General features: G+C 60.8%; 24 protein-coding genes. 14 read left to right on the forward strand and 10 right to left on the reverse strand.

Translation table 11 applies throughout. From position 1 onward, the window contains the following. Positions 1-9 precede the first annotated feature (9 nt). The 4 genes from H8S57_RS03415 to rplM form a co-directional block, all read right to left on the reverse strand. Positions 10-837 carry a purine-nucleoside phosphorylase gene (locus tag H8S57_RS03415; RefSeq protein WP_186906678.1) on the reverse strand — a complete coding sequence of 276 codons (828 nt, stop codon included), beginning with the start codon at positions 835-837 and terminating at the stop codon, positions 10-12. Between the two features lie 31 nt (positions 838-868). Continuing rightward, positions 869-1,261 carry a zinc ribbon domain-containing protein gene (locus tag H8S57_RS03420; protein WP_186906679.1) on the reverse strand — a complete coding sequence of 131 codons (393 nt, stop codon included), beginning with the start codon at positions 1,259-1,261 and terminating at the stop codon, positions 869-871. A 218-nt stretch (positions 1,262-1,479) separates the two neighbouring features. Next, positions 1,480-1,884, reverse strand: a complete 405-nt coding sequence (rpsI, locus tag H8S57_RS03425) for a 30S ribosomal protein S9 (RefSeq protein WP_186906680.1) — start codon at positions 1,882-1,884, stop codon at positions 1,480-1,482. A 17-nt stretch (positions 1,885-1,901) separates the two neighbouring features. Next, entirely contained in the window at positions 1,902-2,333 is a 432-nt protein-coding gene (gene rplM / locus H8S57_RS03430) for a 50S ribosomal protein L13 (RefSeq protein ID WP_186906681.1), read from the reverse strand. Positions 2,334-2,556: 223 nt separating this feature from the next. On the opposite strand from rplM, the gene H8S57_RS03435 reads away from it, so the two are divergent. Both H8S57_RS03435 and H8S57_RS03440 read left to right on the forward strand, forming a co-directional pair. Further along, positions 2,557-3,348 (forward strand): tRNA lysidine(34) synthetase, encoded by a 792-nt coding sequence (locus H8S57_RS03435; protein WP_186906682.1) that lies wholly within the window; start codon positions 2,557-2,559, stop codon positions 3,346-3,348. 68 nt (positions 3,349-3,416) lie between these two features. Beyond that, positions 3,417-4,238 carry a 4Fe-4S binding protein gene (locus tag H8S57_RS03440; RefSeq protein ID WP_186906683.1) on the forward strand — a complete coding sequence of 274 codons (822 nt, stop codon included), beginning with the start codon at positions 3,417-3,419 and terminating at the stop codon, positions 4,236-4,238. 180 nt (positions 4,239-4,418) lie between these two features. Here H8S57_RS03440 and H8S57_RS03445 read toward each other — a convergent pair whose 3' ends face one another. Continuing rightward, positions 4,419-4,607: a hypothetical protein gene (locus H8S57_RS03445; RefSeq protein ID WP_186906684.1), complete on the reverse strand. Its 189-nt coding sequence runs from the start codon at positions 4,605-4,607 to the stop codon at positions 4,419-4,421. A gap of 116 nt (positions 4,608-4,723) precedes the next feature. Here H8S57_RS03445 and H8S57_RS03450 point away from each other — a divergent pair, with 116 nt between their 5' ends. Further along, the gene (locus tag H8S57_RS03450; RefSeq protein ID WP_186906685.1) at positions 4,724-5,083 is read left to right on the forward strand and encodes a helix-turn-helix domain-containing protein; all 360 of its coding nucleotides are present in this window, start codon (positions 4,724-4,726) and stop codon (positions 5,081-5,083) included. Between the two features lie 159 nt (positions 5,084-5,242). Here the strand turns inward: H8S57_RS03450 and htpG are convergent, their stop codons facing one another. Next, the gene (gene htpG, locus H8S57_RS03455; RefSeq protein ID WP_186906686.1) at positions 5,243-7,165 is read right to left on the reverse strand and encodes a molecular chaperone HtpG; all 1,923 of its coding nucleotides are present in this window, start codon (positions 7,163-7,165) and stop codon (positions 5,243-5,245) included. A 234-nt stretch (positions 7,166-7,399) separates the two neighbouring features. On the opposite strand from htpG, the gene H8S57_RS03460 reads away from it, so the two are divergent. Beyond that, positions 7,400-8,827: an aspartate ammonia-lyase gene (locus H8S57_RS03460; RefSeq protein ID WP_186906687.1), complete on the forward strand. Its 1,428-nt coding sequence runs from the start codon at positions 7,400-7,402 to the stop codon at positions 8,825-8,827. Between the two features lie 42 nt (positions 8,828-8,869). Here H8S57_RS03460 and H8S57_RS03465 read toward each other — a convergent pair whose 3' ends face one another. The 4 genes from H8S57_RS03465 to H8S57_RS03480 all read right to left on the reverse strand — a co-directional run bounded on the left by H8S57_RS03465 (position 8,870) and on the right by H8S57_RS03480 (position 12,277). Then, positions 8,870-9,910 (reverse strand): hypothetical protein, encoded by a 1,041-nt coding sequence (locus H8S57_RS03465; protein WP_186906688.1) that lies wholly within the window; start codon positions 9,908-9,910, stop codon positions 8,870-8,872. Positions 9,911-10,324: 414 nt separating this feature from the next. After that, entirely contained in the window at positions 10,325-10,579 is a 255-nt protein-coding gene (locus H8S57_RS03470) for a hypothetical protein (protein WP_186906689.1), read from the reverse strand. 36 nt (positions 10,580-10,615) lie between these two features. Next, entirely contained in the window at positions 10,616-11,869 is a 1,254-nt protein-coding gene (locus H8S57_RS03475; protein WP_186906690.1) for an erythromycin esterase family protein, read from the reverse strand. Positions 11,870-11,911: 42 nt separating this feature from the next. After that, positions 11,912-12,277: a helix-turn-helix transcriptional regulator gene (locus H8S57_RS03480; protein WP_186906691.1), complete on the reverse strand. Its 366-nt coding sequence runs from the start codon at positions 12,275-12,277 to the stop codon at positions 11,912-11,914. A 360-nt stretch (positions 12,278-12,637) separates the two neighbouring features. Between H8S57_RS03480 and H8S57_RS03485 the strand changes: the two genes are divergently transcribed. From H8S57_RS03485 to H8S57_RS03530, 10 genes are all read left to right on the forward strand, one after another. Beyond that, positions 12,638-14,392, forward strand: a complete 1,755-nt coding sequence (locus H8S57_RS03485; protein WP_440131166.1) for an ABC transporter ATP-binding protein — start codon at positions 12,638-12,640, stop codon at positions 14,390-14,392. A gap of 9 nt (positions 14,393-14,401) precedes the next feature. After that, the gene (locus tag H8S57_RS03490; protein ID WP_186906692.1) at positions 14,402-15,199 is read left to right on the forward strand and encodes a YlmH family RNA-binding protein; all 798 of its coding nucleotides are present in this window, start codon (positions 14,402-14,404) and stop codon (positions 15,197-15,199) included. Next, complete coding sequence (locus H8S57_RS03495) at positions 15,199-15,405, forward strand: DUF896 domain-containing protein (RefSeq protein ID WP_186906693.1); 207 nt, start codon at positions 15,199-15,201, stop codon at positions 15,403-15,405. Before H8S57_RS03490 ends, H8S57_RS03495 begins: the two co-directional genes overlap by 1 nt. A 244-nt stretch (positions 15,406-15,649) precedes the next feature. Then, positions 15,650-16,126, forward strand: a complete 477-nt coding sequence (locus H8S57_RS03500) for an LURP-one-related/scramblase family protein (protein ID WP_186906694.1) — start codon at positions 15,650-15,652, stop codon at positions 16,124-16,126. Between the two features lie 227 nt (positions 16,127-16,353). Next, positions 16,354-17,130: a zinc transporter ZupT gene (zupT, locus tag H8S57_RS03505; protein ID WP_186906695.1), complete on the forward strand. Its 777-nt coding sequence runs from the start codon at positions 16,354-16,356 to the stop codon at positions 17,128-17,130. Positions 17,131-17,145: 15 nt separating this feature from the next. Next, positions 17,146-17,916 carry a threonine/serine exporter family protein gene (locus H8S57_RS03510; RefSeq protein ID WP_256174639.1) on the forward strand — a complete coding sequence of 257 codons (771 nt, stop codon included), beginning with the start codon at positions 17,146-17,148 and terminating at the stop codon, positions 17,914-17,916. Positions 17,917-17,919: 3 nt separating this feature from the next. After that, a complete protein-coding gene (locus tag H8S57_RS03515; RefSeq protein WP_186906696.1) occupies positions 17,920-18,372 on the forward strand; it encodes a threonine/serine exporter family protein in 453 nt (150 codons plus the stop codon). A gap of 17 nt (positions 18,373-18,389) precedes the next feature. After that, positions 18,390-19,103, forward strand: coding sequence for a YjjG family noncanonical pyrimidine nucleotidase (locus H8S57_RS03520; RefSeq protein ID WP_186906697.1), 714 nt, complete (start codon positions 18,390-18,392; stop codon positions 19,101-19,103). Between the two features lie 10 nt (positions 19,104-19,113). Beyond that, positions 19,114-20,070 (forward strand): GDSL-type esterase/lipase family protein, encoded by a 957-nt coding sequence (locus tag H8S57_RS03525; RefSeq protein WP_186906698.1) that lies wholly within the window; start codon positions 19,114-19,116, stop codon positions 20,068-20,070. Further along, entirely contained in the window at positions 20,067-20,525 is a 459-nt protein-coding gene (locus tag H8S57_RS03530) for a DUF4358 domain-containing protein (protein ID WP_186906699.1), read from the forward strand. Before H8S57_RS03525 ends, H8S57_RS03530 begins: the two co-directional genes overlap by 4 nt. Positions 20,526-20,534 lie beyond the last annotated feature (9 nt).

The raw sequence follows: 20,534 nt of genomic DNA on the forward strand, positions 1-20,534 counted from the left end.
TTTATGATGTCAGTCGATCTTGCGCAGGCATGCCAGCACCAGCCGGGAGAACTTGTCCCGGCAGGCCTCGGCGGCGTCCAGCACCTCCTGTTCGGTCAGCGGCTGGTCCAGGATGCCGGCGGCCATGTTGGACAGCAGCGTGAAGCCCAGCACCCGCATGCCGCAGTGTCCCGCCGCGATGACCTCCGGCGCGGTGGACATGCCCGCCGCGTCGGCTCCTAAAATACGCCCGGCACGGATCTCCGCCGGGGTCTCGTACTGGGGCCCGGGGAAATACATATACACGCCTTCCTTCAGATCGATCCCCAGCTCGCCCGCGGTCTCCCGGGCCAGCGTGCGCAGGGCGGGGGTGTACAGGTGAGACGCGTCGGGGAAGCGCACGCCGAATTCCGGGATGTTCTCTCCGCGCAGCGGGGATTCCAGAAAGAATTTGATGTGGTCGGAAATGAGCATCAGCTCCCCGGCCTTCCAGGCGGTGTTGATGCACCCGGCGGCGTTGGTCACGATCAGAGTATCGCAGCCCAGCAGCCGCAGCACCCGCACGGCATAGGCGACCTCCTCGTAGGAGTACCCCTCGTAGTGGTGCATCCGTCCCTGCATCACGGCCACCGGCTGGCCCTCCAGCGTGCCGAAGACCAGCCGGCCCTTATGCCCGGGGGCGGTGGAGGTCTTGAAGTGCGGAATATCTCCGTAGGGGACCGCCGCCGCGTCTTCCACCAGGTCGCCCAGATAACCCAGGCCGGAACCCAGGATCATGGCGATCTTGGGGGAAAAGCCGCCCAGGCGCGCGCGGAGAAAGTCGGCGCTGTGCCGGTATTGTTCAAATGTGTAATTCATTGCGTCTGTCCTCCTGACCGCGGCGCTTTGCTCACAACGGGCGGCCGCACGCCTTGCAGAACTTGTCCTCCCGGCCGCAGGCGCACCCGCAGTCCGGGCAGGAACGGACGTTTTTCAAAAGACGGATGCGCTGCTTGAGCTGGGCGATGGCCTCGTGCTTTTCATCGATCTGGCTCAAAAGCGGGGCCAGGGAGGCGGCGTCGGGCTCCGCCCCCCGATGGGTGTCGTACACCATCCGGCCTATGGATTTGAGCAGGTCGTTGATTTCGCCGTTCAGGTCAAAGATGCGCATGTTCAGTTTGGCCACATCGACCATCTGACCGGCGCATTTCCCGGCGTAGCGCGCGGTGGTCCCGGCCGCCTCGCCTACCGTGACGGCGGTCTCGCGCACCCGCTCCAGCAGCTCTCTTACGCGTTCGTCCATGGCGTAAGCCCTCCTTAAATCCAGGATTTGCAGAGAATACAAGGTATTCTACACCTGTCATGCAAAAAAAGCAATTGAAATGCGGCAAATTGCGGCGCTTCGCGGCGCGGGGGGCCGGCAGGCCATGCGCGGGCGCCCGCCCGGTGCGGCAGCCCCAAAAGACACAAAAAATTGCCGCCCGAATCGGGCGGCAATTTTCGGAAACGGAAAACGTGGACTCAGCGCTTGGAGAACTGGGGCGCACGCCGCGCGGCCTTGAGGCCGTACTTCTTGCGCTCCTTCATGCGCGGATCGCGGGTCAGGTAGCCGGCGGCCTTGAGGGCGGCGCGGTACTCAGGATTGACCTCCAGCAGGGCGCGGGCCACACCGTGGCGGATGGCGCCGGCCTGGCCGGTGACGCCGCCGCCGGTGACGGTGGCGGCGATATCCACCTTGCCCAGCAGCTCGGTGGTGACCAGGGGCTGGCGGACGATGAGCTTCAGGGTCTCCAGGCCGAAGTAATCGTCGATGTCGCGGCCGTTAATGGTGATGGCGCCGGTCCCGTTGGGGAAGAGATGCACCCGGGCCACGGAGGACTTGCGGCGGCCGGTGCCGTACAGATAAGGCTTCTTGCTCTTATACATCAGTTCCTACCTCCTGCTTAGTTGGCGGCCCAGGCTTCGGGCTTCTGGGCGGTGTGGGGATGCTCGGCGCCGCGGTAAATATGCAGGCGGGTCAGAGAATCCTTGGTGACGATGTTACGGGGCATCATGCCGCGGACGGCCACGCGCATGGCCAGCTCGGGCTTCTGCTGCATCAGCAGGCGGTACTTGGTCTCCTTCAGGCCGCCCACCCAGCCGGAGTGGGTGCGGTAATACTTCTGCTCCAGCTTCTTGCCGGTCAGAACGGCCTTCTCGGCGTTGACGATGACGACAAAGTCGCCGCAGTCGGCATGGGGGGTGTACTCAGGCTTATGCTTGCCGCGCAGCAGGGTGGCCGCAGCGGCGGCAGTCTTGCCCAGGGGCTTGCCCGCCGCGTCGAGGATATACCACTTGCGGACGATGTTCCCCTTGTTGGCCATAAAAGTGGACATGGTGAAACCTCCAATTTCGCTTTCTATCTTCAAAAATTGCTTAAACACAATAGTCGCCCCAATCTGGACGATTGGAGCGTTTTGTATTATAATACGGTAGTTCCGGGGTGTCAACCTTCTTTTCGGAATTTTCAATTTAGAAAGATAAAATCTCTTGAAATCGCTGTTTTTCTCATCGATACGCTTGAATGCTCTCTTTCAATTTTTGAATTTTGAGGTGCCTATGAACAAGATCCTGAGCTATGTCCGCCGCTGTGTGGAGGATTACGACATGATCCAGGCCGGGGACCGGGTGGCCGTAGGGGTGTCCGGCGGGAAGGATTCCCTGACGCTGCTGGTGGCGCTGGCCAAACTGCGGGCGTTTTATCCCAAGCCCTTCACGGTGGAGGCCTTCACCCTGGACATGGGCCGTGTGGACGGGGGAGAGGGGATGGACTTCACCGGTGTGGCGCAGCTGTGCCGGACGCTGGACGTGCCCTTCACCCTGCTTCCCTCCGAGATCCATCACATCATTTTTGATCTCCGGAAGGAGAAAAATCCCTGCTCCATGTGCGCCAAAATGCGCCGGGGCGCCCTCCACAACGCGCTGGCCGAGCGGGGCATCCGGAAGATTGCCCTGGGCCACCACTTCGACGATGCGGTGGAGACCTTCTTCCTTTCCCTGATCTATGAGGGACGGCTGTCCTGTTTTCAGCCGGTGACCTATCTGGACCGCACCGGCATCACTCAGATCCGGCCCCTGCTCTACTGCGGGGAGGGAATGCTGCGCAACGCGGCAAAGCGCGGCCGCCTGCCGGTGGTCTTCAACCCCTGCCCGGCGGACGGGAACACCAAGCGGCAGGAGATCAAGGAGCTGATCCGGGCGCTGGACGGGCGCTATCCGGGCCTGAAAAACCGGGTCTTCGGCGCGATGCAGAACCTGCCGCTGCCCGAGTGGGGCCCGGTGGAGCACCGCCGGGTGCCGCTGCCGGAGGACCCTGCGGACGGGGAGGCTTGGCGCGGGGCGGCCCCTTAGCCGGCGCGGCCCGATTTTGTTTTATGCCGCGGCGCGGGACGCCCGCGGAAAAAAGGGAGGCGGTTTTCATGGAATGCAAGCAGGTGTGGGGCGTGTACTGGAGCGCCACCGGCAATACCCGCAGGGTGGTGGAGCGCCTTGCAGCGGGACTGGCGGACGGACTGGGGCAAAGCTGCCGCATGGTGGATCTCACGCCGCAGAACGCCCGCGCGCAGCCGCGGCGGTTCCGCGCAGGAGATCTGGTGGTCGTCGGGCTGCCCACTTATGCGGGCAAGCTGCCCAACAAGATCCTGCCCGATGTGCAGACGAAGCTGCAGGGCGGCGGCGCGCTGGCGGTGGGCGTGGTCACCTTCGGCAACCGCAGCTTTGACAACGCCCTGGCGGAGCTGTGCGTCACGCTGGAGACGGACGGGTTCCACACCGTGGCCGCCGCCGCCTTTGTCGGCCGCCATGCCTTTACCGACCGTCTGGCGGCCGGCCGGCCGGATGGGGACGACCTGCGGCAGGCGGACGCCTTTGCCCGATGTGTGGCGGAGCGGGTGCGCGCCCTGGCGGCGCCCCCCGCCCCGGCGGCCGTGCCCGGGGACGCCGCCGCTGCCTACTACGTGCCCAGGGGGACGGACGGCCAGCCGGCCAAGTTTCTCAAGGCCAAGCCACAGACCGATCCGGGCCGGTGCTGCGGCTGCGGGGTCTGTGCCCGGGTCTGTCCCATGGGGGCCATTAACCCGGCCGACGTCACGCAGGTCACGGGGACCTGCATCAAGTGCCAGGCCTGCGTGCGCCGCTGCACCCGCGGAGCCAAATACTTTGACGACGCGGCCTTTCAGTCCCATGTGGCCATGCTGGAGCAGAATTTTTCCAAACCCGCGGAAAACAGCGTTTTCCTGTAGCGGAAGACGCCCGCGCGGCTGCGGCGGCGCCGCCCCTTGCGGGGAAGGCTGCCAGGCGCTCTGCGGGAGCTTTTTCGACAAGCTGAGCCAAAGCAGGGGGCTGCCGCCCCCTGCTTTGAGTGTTTTATGGGGGTGGCGCCGAAAGGCGGGGCGGGGCCCGGCGTTCCGGCAGGCTTGCGTCTAGGTTCGGCCGGACGTAAGCAGGCCTTTGGAGGGGGCTGCGTCGTCCTCCGGATAGCATTGCTCGGTATGCCGCTGGGCGTCCTGGAGGGTATTGCGCATGGCGATCACGTCTCCGGCTGCCAGCAGCTCCAGCGCATCGGTGATGGCGTTGAACAGGCCGGAATATAAATGTTTGTAATTGACCATACGATTACCGCGTACCTATATATAGGTATATGCCTGTTTAACTATATCCATTAAGCGGAAGATTGCCAATAGCAAAATAGCCATTGTAAGATATATACCAATAAGAGGTGATTGCAATGGCGAAAACAGTCCGCCTGAAGCTGAACCGCTACTTGGATGAACGCAGGATCTCCCGATATGCGCTGGCAAAGATGTCGGGGATTAAGTATCAGACAATTGACCACTATTATAAAAATTGGGTGGTTCGCTATGACAGTGCGACCCTTGGTGGGATCATTACTGCCCTGGATTGCGGCATCGAGGATATCCTTGAGGTCGTAGAGGAAGAGGAGCCCGAAGAACCCGGAGGCCCGCGCCATATGGCGCGGGCCTCCGGGTTTCCAGCCTGTCGGAAAAGGCCAAAGGCCTTTTCCGACAGAGGGATGCATGACGGACAGGGCTCGATTCTTGCAGAAAAGTCGCCCTGTCCGTCATGAGAGGTGTCATTTCCGACGCACGTGTCGCCGGAAATGACGGAGCTTCCTTTCCTTCCGTCGTCTGCGGACGACTCAACTCTGCGAGGCTCTTCTCCAGGAGGGTTTTTCGACAGCCTGTAACCCGGAGGCCCGCGCCATATGGCGTGGGCCTCCGGGTTCTTATTTCATCAGTGCGCACACCAGTTCGGTGTATCCGGCGGGGTCCTCCAGGGGCAGCCCGGCGATGAGCAGGGCCTGGTGATAGAGCAGCTCGGCATACTGCTTGGCCTTGTCCGGGTCGGTCTCCACCGCGTCGCGCAGGGCGGCGAACGCCCCGGAATCCGGGTTGAGCTCCAGCACCCGCTGGGCCTTCATATTTCGGGCGTTTTCCGGATCCACCTTCTGGAAGTACTTCTCCATTTCCAGGGTGATGGGGCCGTCGGCGGTCATGCACACCGCGCCGGATTTGAGCAGTTTGGATACCCGGGCTTCCTTGATCCTGTCCCCGAGGGTCTGCTTCACGAAGTCCAGCACATCCTTGTTCTCCTGGGACTTCTTCTCGATCTCGGCCTTCTCCTCGTCGCTCTCGGGCAGGGCGTCGTCAGAGTCCACCGACTTGAAGCTCTTGCCGCCCATCGCGCCCAGCGCGTCCACCACGAACTGGTCGGGCTCCTCGGTGAGGTAGAGGATCTCGTATCCCTTGTCCCGGATGCGCTCGGCCTGGGGCAGCTTCTCCAGCTTGCGGACGTCCTCGCCGCAGGCGTAGTAGATAAACTCCTGCCCTTCGGCCATCCGCGCCTGATACTCGGCCAGGGAGACCAGCTTGCCCTCCTTGGAGGACCAGAAGAGCAGCAGATCCTGCAAAAGCTCCTTGTGGGCGCCGTAGTCGCTGACCACGCCCACCTTGATCTGTGTGCCGAAGGCCTTCCAGAACGTCTCGTACTTCTCCCGCTCGTCCTTCTGCAGGCGCAGCAGCTCGCCCTTGATCTTCTTTTCCAGGTTGGCGGCGATGACCTTGAGCTGGCGGGTGTGCTGAAGCATCTCCCGGGAGATGTTCAGGGAAAAGTCCTGGGAATCCACCACGCCCTTGACGAAGCGGAAATGCTCCGGCAGCAGGTCGGCGCACTTGTCCATGATGAGCACGCCGGAGGAGTAGAGCTGCAGGCCCTTCTGGTACTCCCGGGAGTGGAAGTCGAAGGGCGCGTGGGCGGGAAGATAGAGCATGGCCTTATACTCCACGGTCCCCTCGGCGGAGACGTGGATCACGCTCAGGGGGTCCTCCCAGTCGCCGTACTTCTCCTTATAAAAGTCGTTGTACTCCTCGGTCTTGACCTCGCTCTTGGGGCGCTGCCACAGGGGCACCATGGAGTTGAGGGTCTCCCACTCCCGCACGGTCTCGTATTCCGGCTTGTAGTCCTCCCCTGCGTCCGCGGGGCGGGGCTTTTCGTGGGAGTGCTCCACCTCCATTTTAATGGGATAGTGGATATAGTCGGAGTACTTCTTGACCAGACGCTCCAGCGTGTACGTCTTCAGATACTGGGAATAGTCCTCCTCGTCGGCGTCGGGCTTGAGCTTCATGACGATCTCGGTGCCCACGTCGGCCTTTTCGCAGCTCGTCAGGGTGTACCCGTCCGCGCCGGAGGACTCCCAGCGCCACGCCTCGTCGCTGCCCCAGGCCCGGGAGGTGACGGTGACGGTGTCGGCCACCATAAAGGCGGAGTAGAAGCCCACGCCGAACTGGCCGATGATGTCGGTGTCGCTCTCGGGGATGCCCTCGGCCTGGGCCATGTCCTTCTTGAACTGGAGGGAGCCGCTTTTGGCGATGGTGCCCAGGTTCTGCTCCAATTCCTCCTTCGTCATGCCCACGCCGTTGTCGCGGACGGTAAGGGTGCGCGCGGCCTCGTCGGGGATGAGGGTGATCTGAAGCGCGCTCCGGTCCAGCGCCGCGCCGCCCTCGGACAGGGCCTTGTAGGTCAGCTTGTCGATGGCGTCGCTGGCGTTGGAGATGATCTCCCGGAGGAAGATCTCCTTGTGGGTGTAGATGGAGTTGATCATCAGATCCAACAGACGCTTGGACTCCGCCTTGAACTGCTTCTTTGCCATGTGGATGCCTCCTATATAAACTCATTTGTAATAACATAGCGTTAGCACTCCAGAGTTTTGAGTGCTAACGCTATGATAATCCTTCGTGCCCTTATTTTCAAGAGGTATTCATGGAAAGTTTACAAACAACGGGCGTGCATGCAAAAAGTCTTGCATGAGCGCTTGCATAACGGGGGCGGCGGTGGTACAATGCAGCTATAATATGAAAGAAAACTTGCAAAGAGGTGCCGATCCATGTCCGATAAGCAGCAGCTTTACCGCTCCGAGCACGATTCCGTGGGGGAGCGGGCCGTCCCCAAAGACGTCTATTACGGGGTGCAGTCCCTGCGGGCGGCGGAGAACTTTCCCATCACCGGCCTGGCCATGCATCCGGAGCTCATCAACTCCATCGCGGAGATCAAGAAGGCTTCGGCCATCACCAATTACGAGATCGGCCTTCTGGAGAAGCGGGTGGCCGACGCCATCGTGGCCGCCTGTGAGGAGATCGCCGCAGGCAAGCTCCACGAGGCGTTCATCGTGGACCCGATCCAGGGCGGAGCAGGTACCAGCCTGAATATGAACGCCAACGAGGTCATCGCCAACCGGGCCATCGAATTGCTGGGGGGCGAGAAGGGGGACTACCGCCTAGTCAACCCCAACGACCACGTGAATTACGGCCAGTCCACCAACGACGTGTTCCCCTCCGCGGGCAAGCTGGCGGTGCTCAAGCTGCTGGTGCGGGCCCAGATCCAGCTGGAGCGGCTGTACCAGGCCCTGGTGGAAAAGGCGGAGGAGTTCGACGGCGTCATCAAGATGGGCCGCACCCAGATGCAGGACGCGGTGCCCATCCGCCTGGGTCAGGAATTCCGGGCCTACAGCGAGGCGGTGCGCCGGGATATCGCCCGCTTCGAGCGGGCCAAGGACGAGATGCGCTGCCTGAACATGGGCGGCACCGCCATCGGCACCGGCATCAACGCCGACGAGCAGTATCTGCGCCGCATCGTGCCCAATCTGTCCAAGGTCACCGGGCTGAGCCTGGTGCAGGCATTCAATCTGATCGATGCCACCCAGAATCTGGATGAATTTGTGGCGGTCTCCGGCGCGGTGAAGACCTGCGCCGTCAACCTGTCCAAGATGTCCAACGACCTGCGGCTCATGTCCTCCGGACCCCGGTGCGGCTTTGGGGAGATCAACCTGCCGCCCCGGCAGAACGGTTCCTCCATCATGCCGGGCAAGGTCAACCCGGTCATCCCGGAGGTGGTCAATCAGGTGGCCTTCAACATCATCGGCAACGACATGACGGTGACCATGGCGGCCGAGGCGGGACAGCTGGAGCTCAACGCCTTTGAGCCCATCATCTTCTATAATCTCATCCAGAGCGTGGAGACCCTTACCTACGCGGTACATACCCTGGTGGATCACTGCATCGTCGGGATCACCGCCAACCGGGAGCGCTGCCGGGATATGGTGGAGCACAGCGTTGGCATCATCACCGCCCTCTGCCCCCATGTGGGCTATGAGAAGGCGGCCGAGATGGCCAAGCGGGCCATCGAGACCGGCGCCCCGGTGCGTCGGCTCATTTTGGAGGAAGGGCTGCTGGACGAGGCGTCCCTGGACAAGATCCTGGACCCCTATTCCATGACTGAACCCGGGATCTCGGCCAAAGAGCTGCTGGCACGGTGAACTTCAGCAGGCTGACGGCGGGCGGCGTATGGCCGCCCGCCGTCAGCGTTCATCCTGTTCCCAGTCGTACTCCCGGAAGACCAGCCGGAAGGAGGGGATGGCGTCGCCCCCCAGGTTGGAGCTTCTGACCGTAAAGCGCCAGGCCCGCTCCGTCAGCTTGGCGGTGACCACCGCGTCTTCCCCGTCCTGCCGGATGCTTACCTCCCGGAGGAAGTGGCTGTCCCGGCCCAGGCCGCCCTCCGGGAAGGCGTAGGGGTAGAGACCGTCGTATGCGCCCGTCCCGGCCCAGTCCAGATCCTCCTGACCGATCCCGCCGCTGGCCAGACTGGTGTTGTAAAGCCGCAGGGTGAACGCGCGGTCAGCCGGGTCGTATTGGGTGTCGAAGCAGGGGATGGTGGTGCAGGCGGGGAAAAAACTCTGGAAGCGCTCCGCACTGTCCCCGTTGGGGATAAATGAGAAGGAAAGCCCGTCGGCGTCGATGCGGGCGTCATAGAGCTGATACCAGCGCCCCCCGGGGGCGAGTCCGCCGTCGGACCAAAAGCCCATGCTCAGCGGCTGCTCCGGGTCCAGCCAGGCGGGCTCGGAAGTCTCCGCAAACTCAATAAAATGGGGGGATACCTGTCCGTTTTCGTCCCCCAGCACCAGGACGGCGCGGGTCTCCGGCAGGCCCTTCCAGGGCGTGCCCGCGTCCAGGCCGGAGGTGCTGTAGCGTACCTGGCCGGGTCCGGTGATCTCGTAAGAGGTAAATTCCGTCATGCCGCACAGCTGCACCCGGCGGCCGGTATTGCCGAACACCCAGCTCAGCAGCGTAAACGTCCCCGCCCCGTCGTTGGGGTCGTACTCCACCAGATAATCCTCCTCGAACGGGGTGATCCTGCGCACCTCATATCCCTCCCAGCCGTAGAGGGTGCGGATGCCCTCCTCCGTGACCGGCAGGACCTTGAAATCGTACCTTGCCGCCGGCTCGGGCGTGGCCGGAGGCGTTTCCGGGGCCTGGGATGGGGCTGGAGCCTGCCATGTGCAGGCCCCCAGCCAGAGCAGCAACGCCAGGGCGCAAAGCAGCGGAAGCGATCGCGTTCTCATGAAAGACCCTCCTTTTGAGCGTTTGAGACGTCCTGCCCGACGGTACGGCGGCGTTCCGCCGCCCGAGCGGGTACGCCTTGATTCTATCACACGGTCCCGGCGAAGGGGTTAATAGGCGGTTCCAATCCGGTAACAGGAAGTTTCCGCAAACGGGTGATCCCTTTTACCATATTTGTGCATTTGGGGTAATCTTGGTCAAAATAACAGGAGCAGCCTCAAATGAGACTGCCCCTACAGCTGAAAGCTGTCGATTTCATTCCTATGCTTCCCCCAATGGGATTCAGTCTTTTTCTTTTTGGTAGAATGCAATAATTGAAAAGATAAGGATACAAATGGTAACTCCAAATCCAACAGCACAAGGCGTTTCACATAGATAGCCCCATATATTTGTTCTCCATGACCCATGTACCATCTCTAAAGATTGAATAATTTTAAGGCATCACCGCACAATTCCCCACGCACGTTTTGGCGGCCAATTTGCCCCACAAATGCGTTGCAAAAACTTGCAATACACAAAGTATTCCTGCGGTTTTGCACCTTTTTGCGGCACAAATTTTCACGCCAATCCGCACGCGTTGAATGATGCGGTAATGCCTTAAGCATATAAATCTCTAACGAGAGTAACAAACCACTTGCGATAATTCCGATCAACCCAACCATTTTTCTCATGAGCATTTCCTCTGCAAATTTGAATTTCGCATTGTGTTATTTTTCATTAACTATTTGGGTAGGATTTGCTTCCGTTACAAATATCATGCTATCGTAAAGTACCGCAGGAGGCTGAAACATCCGATAACTTGAAGGTAGAAGTCGCATAATGATTGAGTAGCTTTCTCCAAGTGTTCCCATATAGGTATATTCAGCAGCTTGCCTACCCAGTTCGGAATTTTCCGGGACTTTGCCAAAATCCAACCAGCAAATATCTAATCCTGCCAGCTTTGCTGTTTTTGCTAAAGGGTCATGAGAATAAAATACCTGCGTTGTACGCTTTTCAGGCGAGCGAGTCGGCATATTACAATGGGTCTTATAAAAATCGGTTCCAATGACATAGTAGCCGTTGGATGCTTCCTTTGAAAGAAGCTTACCCATTGAATCATAGCTGCCCCATTTTGCGACATGGCTGTTATGTCCTGTCACAAAAATGCTTTCATGACCATTCAGTTGCTCCTGTTGTAAAATCCACAGTACATTTTCTGCCATAAATTGATCTCGTAATGTACCACCATCTGAATTTTCCTGCATTTGAAGTTCAGAATTCTGCATCAGCATATCCGTAAAGTGGATTGCTTGAGTTGAACCACTCTTGTTTTTCAATTCTTTCTTTACTTGTGAAAGTATTTCAACTCGGGTAGATGAATCGTATTCACCGCTCCAGTTTTCACCTTCCACAAGTTTTTGCAGGTTTGTTGTGTCTACTTCCAGTTCTTCGCAGATTTCCGTCAAAAACTTCATACTGTAAGCAATCCTCTGCATATCAAAACCGTAAAAACGAAGGTCTTCAGCCTCCGACGCACTCTCATTATACTGACGCATATAGGAAATGAGTTCTGCCATCTCATCCGTCCGATAAATGGAAAATCCAATCGCTGCTGCTGCTTCCTGCGCAGTACCTTCACCACCATGTATATATCGGTTTACCTGTTCACAGCCACCGTAATCACCCTCAAGAGCTAATGCCCTGACACCATTATGCTCAACTACCTGCTTGAACACTTCCAGCTTAAGTTGCTGAAATTCCGCATTTCCATGAGTGGCTTCTCCCAATGCAATTATTTTTGCACTTTCAGGAACAGAAATATTTTCCACAGGTTCCGCATAGGCTAAAAACTCTTCTGGATTCACTTTTTCTCCTGTACCAAAACCACCAAACCGCATGAATACAAGTGCCGCCAAAAGAATTGCACCCAATAATCCAAATATGATATATCTTATCTTAAACCGCCTTGTCTTTTTCTTCATTTCTAATAGTCTCCCTGTTATTAAATGAGCCTTTTCTCTCGCTTATTGTACTTCACGCAACAGTTCTTCTGCCGTAGTATTGAACAATTTTGCAAGAGTAAGCAGATTGGATGTGCTTGGATCAGATGCTCCTGTCTCCCATTTTGAGACAGCCTGCCTGCTTACACCGATAGACTCTGCGACAAACTCCTGAGTCATCTTACACTCTTCACGATGCTGTTTCAAAACCTCGCCGAGAGACTTTTTGATGCTGGACTTTTCTTTTCTGACATTGCCTGATTTGATATATCTAATCAATGCTTTTATGAGAAATATCCCAACGGTAATAAATGTCGCTATCACCGCCACCCCAATTAGAATAACAACACCAAAAACAACGACTCCTAATCCTAAAAAATCATATTTCATTCAATCACCTCTTTTCGTGACTTCATGATAGCAATATTTCACGGTTGCTACTACCAACTATCACGATATTTCTTTGGTTGCGACTGGTTGCGGAAGTAAAAAAGCACTTTTTGATAAGAAAAAGACATATAAGCACATCAATAATCAAAACAACAAATTCCAGTTTATCACTTCTTTAATACCTGTGTGAATTTTATCATGTAGCCAAACAAACTTCAATACATGGTCAAATCACCGGAGATTTTAAGCGTGCACAAATAGAGTAAAAGGGAGAACGGGCGGCGGCCGTTGACAAAGCCGGGGCGGGGGGCTATACTAAACTGCCGGATCGTCGATCTGTTTTTGAGAGGAGGCGTGGAGTTGACCACCCAACAGATGAAAAAGAGCGGATATCTGCGTATTTTCGTCTCCTATTACAAACCCCACTGGAAGCTGTTTGCGCTGGACATGGCGTGCGCCCTGTGCATTTGCATGGTGGACCTGGCGTTTCCCATCGTGTCCCGCAGCTCGATGCAGACCCTTTTGCCCCAGAAGCTCTTTTCCGCCTTTTTTGTGGTTATGGCGCTGCTGGCGGGGGCCTATGTGCTCAAGAGCGTCTTTTACTTCATCGTCACCTACTGGGGGCACCTGCTGGGCGTACGCATGGAGGCGGATATCCGGCGGGACCTGTTCCATCATATGCAGGATCTCTCCTTTTCCTTTTACGACAAGAACCGCACCGGCCAGCTCATGAGCCGGGTCACCGGCGACCTGTTTGAGATCACGGAGCTGGCCCACCATGGCCCGGAGGACCTGTTCATCTCCACCGTGACCATTCTGGGCGCGTTCTGCATCATGCTCACCATCCGCTGGCAGCTGGCCCTGGTGGTGTTTGCGGTGATCCCCGTTTTTGTGATCTTTACCGCCGTTTCCCGCAAGCGGATGATGGACGCCTCCACCGAGGTCAAGGCCAAGCTGGCGGGCATCAACGGAGAGGTGGAATCCTCCATCTCCGGCATGCGCACGGCCAAGGCCTTCGCAAACGAGGACGCGGAGAGCGCCAAGTTCAACGCCGCCAACGACCAGTTCCGGGGGGCCAAGCGGGGGTATTACAAGGCCATGGCCCGCTATCAGTCGGGGATGGAATTCTGCATGGGGATCCTGTCCGTGCTGGTCATTGCCTTCGGCGGCTTTCTCATCATGCGGGGGGAGATGGATTTTATCGATCTGACCACCTTTGCGCTGTACGTGACCGCCTTTATCACCCCCATCCGCAAGCTCTCCGCCTTTGTAGAGCAGTTTATGCAGGGCATGGCGGGCTTTCGGCGCTTTGTGGAGCTGATGCGTCTGGAGCCCGATATCCAGGACGCCCCCGACGCCCGGGACCTGACCGGTGTGAAGGGCGACATTCTGGTGGACGACGTGACGTTTCGCTATGAGAGCGCCGGGGAGAGCGTGCTGGAGCATGTGAAGCTGCATGTGCGGCCCGGGGAGACCGTGGCGGTGGTGGGTCCCTCCGGCGGCGGCAAGTCCACCCTGTGCCAGCTCATCCCCCGCTTTTACGACGTGACCGAGGGCCGCATCCTGGTGGACGGGCAGGACGTGCGGGAGCTTAAGCAGCACTCCCTGCGCGCCCAGATCGGCATCGTGCAGCAGGATGTGTTCCTCTTCGCGGGGACCATTTACGACAATATCCGCTACGGCAAGCCCGACGCCACCGAGGCTGAGATCGTGGAGGCCGCCCGGAGGGCGGAGATCTACGATGATATTCTGGAGATGCCCGACGGCTTCCAGACCCAGGTGGGCGAGCGGGGCGTCATGCTCTCCGGCGGACAGAAGCAGCGGGTGAGCATTGCCCGCATTTTCCTGAAGAATCCGCCCATCCTGATCCTGGATGAGGCCACTTCCGCTCTGGACAGCGTGACCGAGGCGCGGATCCAGAGCGCCTTTGACGAGCTGGCCAGGGGCCGCACCACGCTCATCATCGCCCACCGCCTGTCCACCATCCGTTCGGCCAGCCGCATCATCGTCATCGACGGCTGCGGCATCCGGGAGGAGGGCACCCACGAGCAGCTCATGGCGCGGGACGGGGCGTACGCCCAGCTCTATCGGGCCCAGCGGTCCACGGCGGTATAGAGGACGAAGATGACAAAGACGGAACTGTTGAACAAGGCCGCCCGGAACGGGGAGGAGCGGCTGCTGCTGGCCCGGGTGCTGGACAAGCTGGAGCTGGCCCGGCGGCGGAACATTCCCAGCCACACGGGCTTCCTCTCCCCCGGGGAGCGGGCCTGCGTGGAGGCGCTGCTGGCCGCGGCCGGACATCCCCGGCACCTGTTTTTCGGGGGCTACGAGGGAGCGCAGCGTAATATCTGCGTCTTCCTGCCCGACTGGCAGGAGCCGGAGGACTTCCAGACGGGCGGAGATTGTCCCGTCTGCGCGCTGCGGGCTTCCTTCCCGGCCGACGGGGCGCTGACACACCGGGATTTTCTGGGCAGCGTACTGGGCCTGGGACTGGACCGGGAAAAGGTGGGGGATCTGCTGGTGGGCGAGGGGGCGTGCGACCTGATCGTCCTGGAGGAGATCCGGGACTTTTTGCTGCTCCATCTGGAGCAGGCGGGGCGGGTACGCCTGCGGCTGGCTCCGGTGGCGCTGGAACGGCTCTCCCCGCCGCCGGTGCAGGGGAAGCTTATCCGGGATACGGTCTCCTCCCTGCGGTTGGACGCGGTGGCCGCCTCCGGCTTTTCCCTGGCCCGGAGCAAGGCCGCCGACCTCATTTCCTCGGGCCGCTTCCAGCTCAACTACCGGGAGTGCGTCAAACCCGACCGGGCGGTGGCCCAGGGGGACGTGATCTCCTGCCGGGGCCTGGGGAAATGCGTGGTGCAGGAAGTGGGCGGAACGTCCCGGAAAGGACGCATCCTACTGGTATTGGAGCGATATGTGTAATGGAACAGACGAAGATCGACCGGATCAACGCTTTGGCGAAAAAAGCAAAGAGCCCCGGGGGGCTCACCCCGGAAGAGATGGTGGAGCGGGACCTGCTGCGGCAGGAGTACGTGGCCGCCTACCGGGACAACCTGGTCGCCCAGCTGGAACACACGGTGATCGTGGAGCCGGATGGGACCAGGCACCGGCTGCCCCGGAAGCCGTAATACGAAGGCGGTACCCCTGCGGCAATGCACAGGGACCCAAAAGCACCGGCCGCGGCCGGTGCTTTTTTGGGTTCGCGGCGTCCCGCTTCTGGACACAGGGCAAATTTCGTGATACGATAAGGTCCGCTGAACCGGCCGTATGGCTGAGAAACAAAGCGGCGCCGCTTTGCGGCGGATTTCGTAAAAAGACCGCAACTTTTCCCGCTTCTGCTCCGTCTGAGAGAGGACGGAGAAAGGAGGTCTTATGCAGCTTGTATTCAAGCAGCGGTTTTTCTCCTGGTTTGACAGCTATGATATCTACGATGGGGAAGGCCGCACGGTCTATACGGTGGAGGGCAGACTGGCCTGGGGCCACCGGCTGGAGATCTACGGTCCGGCGGGCGACCACCTGGGCACGGTAAAGGAGGAGCTGCTCACCCTGCTGCCCCGGTTCGCCCTCTATGCCGGAGGGGTGTGTTTGGGTTGTATTCGAAAGGAATTTACCCTGTTTCGCCCCCGCTTTACCCTGGACTGCAACGATTGGCAGGTAGAGGGCGACTTCCTGCAATGGGAGTACCGGGTGACCGACGGGGCCGGGCGCACGGTCATGCAGGCGTCCAAGCAGCTGTTCCGCTGGACGGATACCTATGTGCTGGAGGTGGCGCGCGCGCAGGACGCCCTGCTCTGTCTGATGATCGTGCTGGCCATTGACGCGGCCAAATGCTCCGCCGGAAACGGCTGACCGGTGTCCAGGGCCCAAAGACCCGCCGGCCGGGCGCTTTCGCAAGTTTCCGGCAGGGACTAAAGCGCCGCTTTCGCGGCACACTACCCTATGGAACCAGAGACGGCCCGGCGGGGCCGTAAGCATCGGCGTGGCCCGCGGTTCAACGTTCCGGGCGGAGCCCCTCCAAAACGTATGGTTCCTGATCTGCGGGCCGTGCCCCATCCCAATCGAAGAGGTATGCATCTATGCTGGAACATCCTGCCGTCCGCGCCCTGCTGCTCTCCTTTGCAGCGGGCCTGTCCACCCTGCTGGGAGCGCTGGTGGTCTTTTTTACCAAAACGAAAAGCCAGAAGCTGCTGGCCATCTCGCTGGGCTTTGCCGCCGGGGTGATGCTCTCGGTGTCCTTCACCGATCTGTACCCTAACGCACGGGACCTGCTGGACCAGGCCCTTGGGGTGCGGCCGGGAACGCTGGCCGCGGTAGCGTCGCTGGCCGGGGGCGTATTGCTGGCCATGGCGCTGGATCACTTTGTGCCCCATGAGGGCTTTGATTCCGTCACCGGCGAGGCTCCCCACAAGGACCTGTTCCGGGTGGGGTTCGTGTCCACGCTGGCCATCGGGCTGCACAATTTTCCCGAGGGCGTGGCCACCTTCATGGCCGGGTACGAAGACGCGGCGCTGGGCGTGTCCATCGCCATTGCCATCGCCATGCACAATATCCCCGAGGGCATTTCCGTGGCCATGCCGATTTGGTACGCTACCGGGAGCCGCCGCCGGGCCTTTCAGTATACGCTGCTCTCCGGTATGGCCGAGCCGGTAGGGGCCCTGCTGGCCTTTTTGGTGCTGCGGCCTTTCATCAATGGGCTGGTGCTGGGGGTGCTCTTCGGGCTGGTGGCGGGCATCATGGCCTATATCACAGTGGAGGAGCTGATCCCCTCCTCCCGGCAGTACGGGCATGACCGCGCTGCCCTCTGGGCCACGCTGGCGGGGATCTGCGTCATGCCCCTGACGCATCTGCTGTGAACGGGGAGGCGCGTTGTGGAGCTGGATTACAACAAACTGCTCAGCCTGACGGCGGAGATGGGGCTTTGCCTGATGGAGAGCGGAGCGGAGACCTACCGGGTGGAGGAGTCCATGCACCGGCTGCTCTCGGCCTACGGCGTTGCCGGTGAAGTCTTCGCCATTCCGAACTGTATCATCGCCACCCTCACCTCCCCGGAGCGGCGTCCCCTGACCCAGATCCGCCGCGTGCCCGCCCATGGCACCGACATCGACCAGCTGGAGCGGTACAACGACCTGTGCCGCCGCCTGTGCCGGGAAGCGCCGGAATTGGACGCGGCCCTGGAGCAGGTGGCTCAGATCGGACGGGAGCGCCGCAGCTACCCCCTGTACATCCGCCTGGCCGGGTACTTCCTGGGCTGCGGCATGTTTTCTCTGTTTTACGGCGGCACGCTGCGGGACGGCCTTTGCGGCGGCGTATGCGGGGTCGCCATCGGGCTCTGCCTGGCCCTGACCGGCGCCTTTGGCGCCAACCTCTTTTTTAAAACGGTAGCCGGCGCGGCGGTATCCGCCCTGACGGCGCTGCTGCTGACGGCGGCGGGTCTGGGACAGAGCCTGGATAAGATCATCATCGGCGCCCTCATGGCCCTGGTGCCCGGCATCGCCATCACCAACGCCATGCGGGACATTATGGCCGGAGATATGGTGTCCGGCATCAGCAAGGGGGCCGAGGCTCTGCTCATCGGCGCGGCCATCGCGCTGGGTACCGCCATTGCCCTGGGGCTGGCGGCCCTTACCGCGGGAGGTTGAGCCATGGAACTGATCAGCGGTTACGTTTTGCCCTGCCTGTATGCCTTTCTGGCCTGCATCGGCTTCTGCTTCCTCTTCAACATCCACGGCATCGGCATGTTCATCTGTGCCGGAGGCGCAGGGCTGGGGTGGCTGTGCTATCTGCTGACCGCCCCGCTGGTGGGCAGCGATATCATCCAGGCCTTCCTGGCGGCCCTGGTGATCTCCGCCTGGTCTGAGATCATGGCGCGCCTGCGCCGGTGCCCGGTCACCAGCTATCTGCTGGTGGCGCTGTTCCCGCTGGTCCCGGGCGGCGGGATCTACTATACCATGGAGCACGCTGTGAGCGGCGAGGTAGACCTGTTTCTCTCCACGCTGCTGCACACCCTTGGCCTGGCTGGGGCTCTGGCAGTGGGGGCGCTGCTGGTGGCCTCCTTCGTGCGGCTGTTTCAAAAGCGGCGGGAACACCGGAGCTAGACGGGAAAGGAACCAATATGCCCAGATATGATGTCGTCCTCTTCGACGCCGACAATACATTGTTTGATTTTGACCGCTCCGAGCGGGAGGCGCTGGCGGGACTGCTCCGCGCCCACGGCCTGCCCGGCGGTGCGGCGGATGTGGCGCTGTACCATAAGATCAACCAGGGCCTCTGGGATCGGTTCGACCGGGGGGAGGTGCGGCGGGAATGGCTGGTGGTGGAGCGCTTTCGGGCCTTTTTGGAGGCGGCGGGACGCCAGGGCGATCCCCGGCAGCTCAACCGGGAGTACCTGCGCCGCCTGGGTGAGAGCGGGCACCTGCTGCCCGGCGCCTATGATCTGTGCCGCAGCCTGGCCCGTTGCTGCACCCTGGCCATCGTCACCAACGGCGTAGCCGTGGCCCAGCGGGGACGGTTCGAGCGTTCCCCCCTGAAGGAGCTGATCCCCTGGCTGTTCATCTCGGAGGAGGTGGGGGCCAGCAAGCCCGACCCGGCCTTTTTTGCGCCGGTGCTGGCAGCGCTGGGGGTGGCCGACCGCAGCCGGGTGCTGATGGTGGGAGACAACCTGCTCACCGACATACAAGGCGGCGCCAACGCAGGGCTGGACACCGCGTGGTACCGCCCCGGCCATGCCCCCCGCACGGCGGGGATCGTCCCGACCTATGAAGCGGATTCCTATCGGGCCCTGGAGGCCCTGATTCTGAACCAGACCCCTGAATATCGAGATAAATGAGGTGTCCCCCGTGTCCCCATCTGTTTATGATTCCGTCCGGAACGACCGGCATTCCCGGCACCGGAAACAGCCGCCCCGCCGCTGGAAGCTCCCCTTGCTGCTGGCCGCCGGTGCGGTATGCCTGTGCCTGATCGTAGCGCCCACCCTGGGCAAGTCGCCCGCCCCCGGCACGCCGGCTGGGCAGGCGGCCCCGCCCCCGGCCACCCCGGACTTTGTGCCGACGCCGGAACCGACCCCTACCCCGGCCCCTACGCCCACGCCGGAACCCACGCCCACGCCCGTCCCGGCCTTTGACTTTTCCCAAAGCGCCCCCGAGCGCGAAACGGTGGAGATGGATTACTTCGCAGACGCCCTGTTTATCGGGGATTCCCGCACCGACGGGCTGCGGCTCTACAGCGGCGTCAAGGGCGCGGATTTTTACTGCTATAAGGGCCTGACCATCTTTGAGATGAACAGCCGCAAAGTGGCGGAGATCGACGGGACCAAATACAGCGTGCTGGACGCCCTGGGCCGGGGCAGGCAGTACGCCAAGATCTACATATCCCTGGGCATCAACGAACTGGGCTATTTCGACGACCAGGTCTTTGCGGACACGTTCGCCGCCTTCCTGACGCAGGTAAAGGCCCTTCAGCCCGGCGCGGTGATCTATCTGGAGAACCTGGCGCCGGTGAACCCCGGCAAATGCAAGGCCAACCGCCAGCCTTACTATGTGAACAACGACCGGGTGGCAGACTATAACGCCATCTTCCCCCGCCTGGCGGAGGAGCAGCAGGTGGTGCTGCTGGACGTGGCCGCCGCCCTGAGCGACGCGGACGGGGTCCTCCCCGCCGAGGCCACGGTGGACGGAGTACACTTTACCAAGGATTGGTACAAGACCTGGCTGGCCTATCTGATGGACCATACGGTGGATGCGGAGGAATACGCGGCGGGACAGACCGGCGCGGCGGAAGGAGAGAGCGGATCATGAAACGAGTGCTGTTACTGCTGCTGGCGGGGGTCCTGAGCGTGGGACTGGCTGCCTGCGGGGGCGGCTTTGCCGGGTATGACCCGGAAACGACCGCCCAGGCGCTGCTGGATTCCGGCGCATTTGAGGACGCCCTGGACACACTGGACGAGGAAAGCGCCTGTATGGTCTACGGCCTGGACCCGGAGCAGGTGGAGGACTGTGTGGTCTACGCCTCCATTACCGCCGGGGCGGAGGAGATCGCGGTGCTCCGCATGACCGATGAGGATGCCGCCAAAGCCGCCCTGGAGGCCCTGAAGGGCCGGGTGGAGGACCAGATCGCCGCTCTGAAGGATTATCAGCCGGAGGAAGTGGGCAAACTGGACGGAGCCATCCTGGACCGGCAGGGAACGACGGTGCTGCTGGCTGTGCCGGCCAGCCATGACCTGGCGCAGGCCGCGCTGGACGCGCTGCGGTGAACTGCTTAA

This window comes from Lawsonibacter hominis, assembly GCF_014287895.1.
GTDB classification, from domain to species: domain Bacteria; phylum Bacillota; class Clostridia; order Oscillospirales; family Oscillospiraceae; genus Lawsonibacter_A; species Lawsonibacter_A hominis.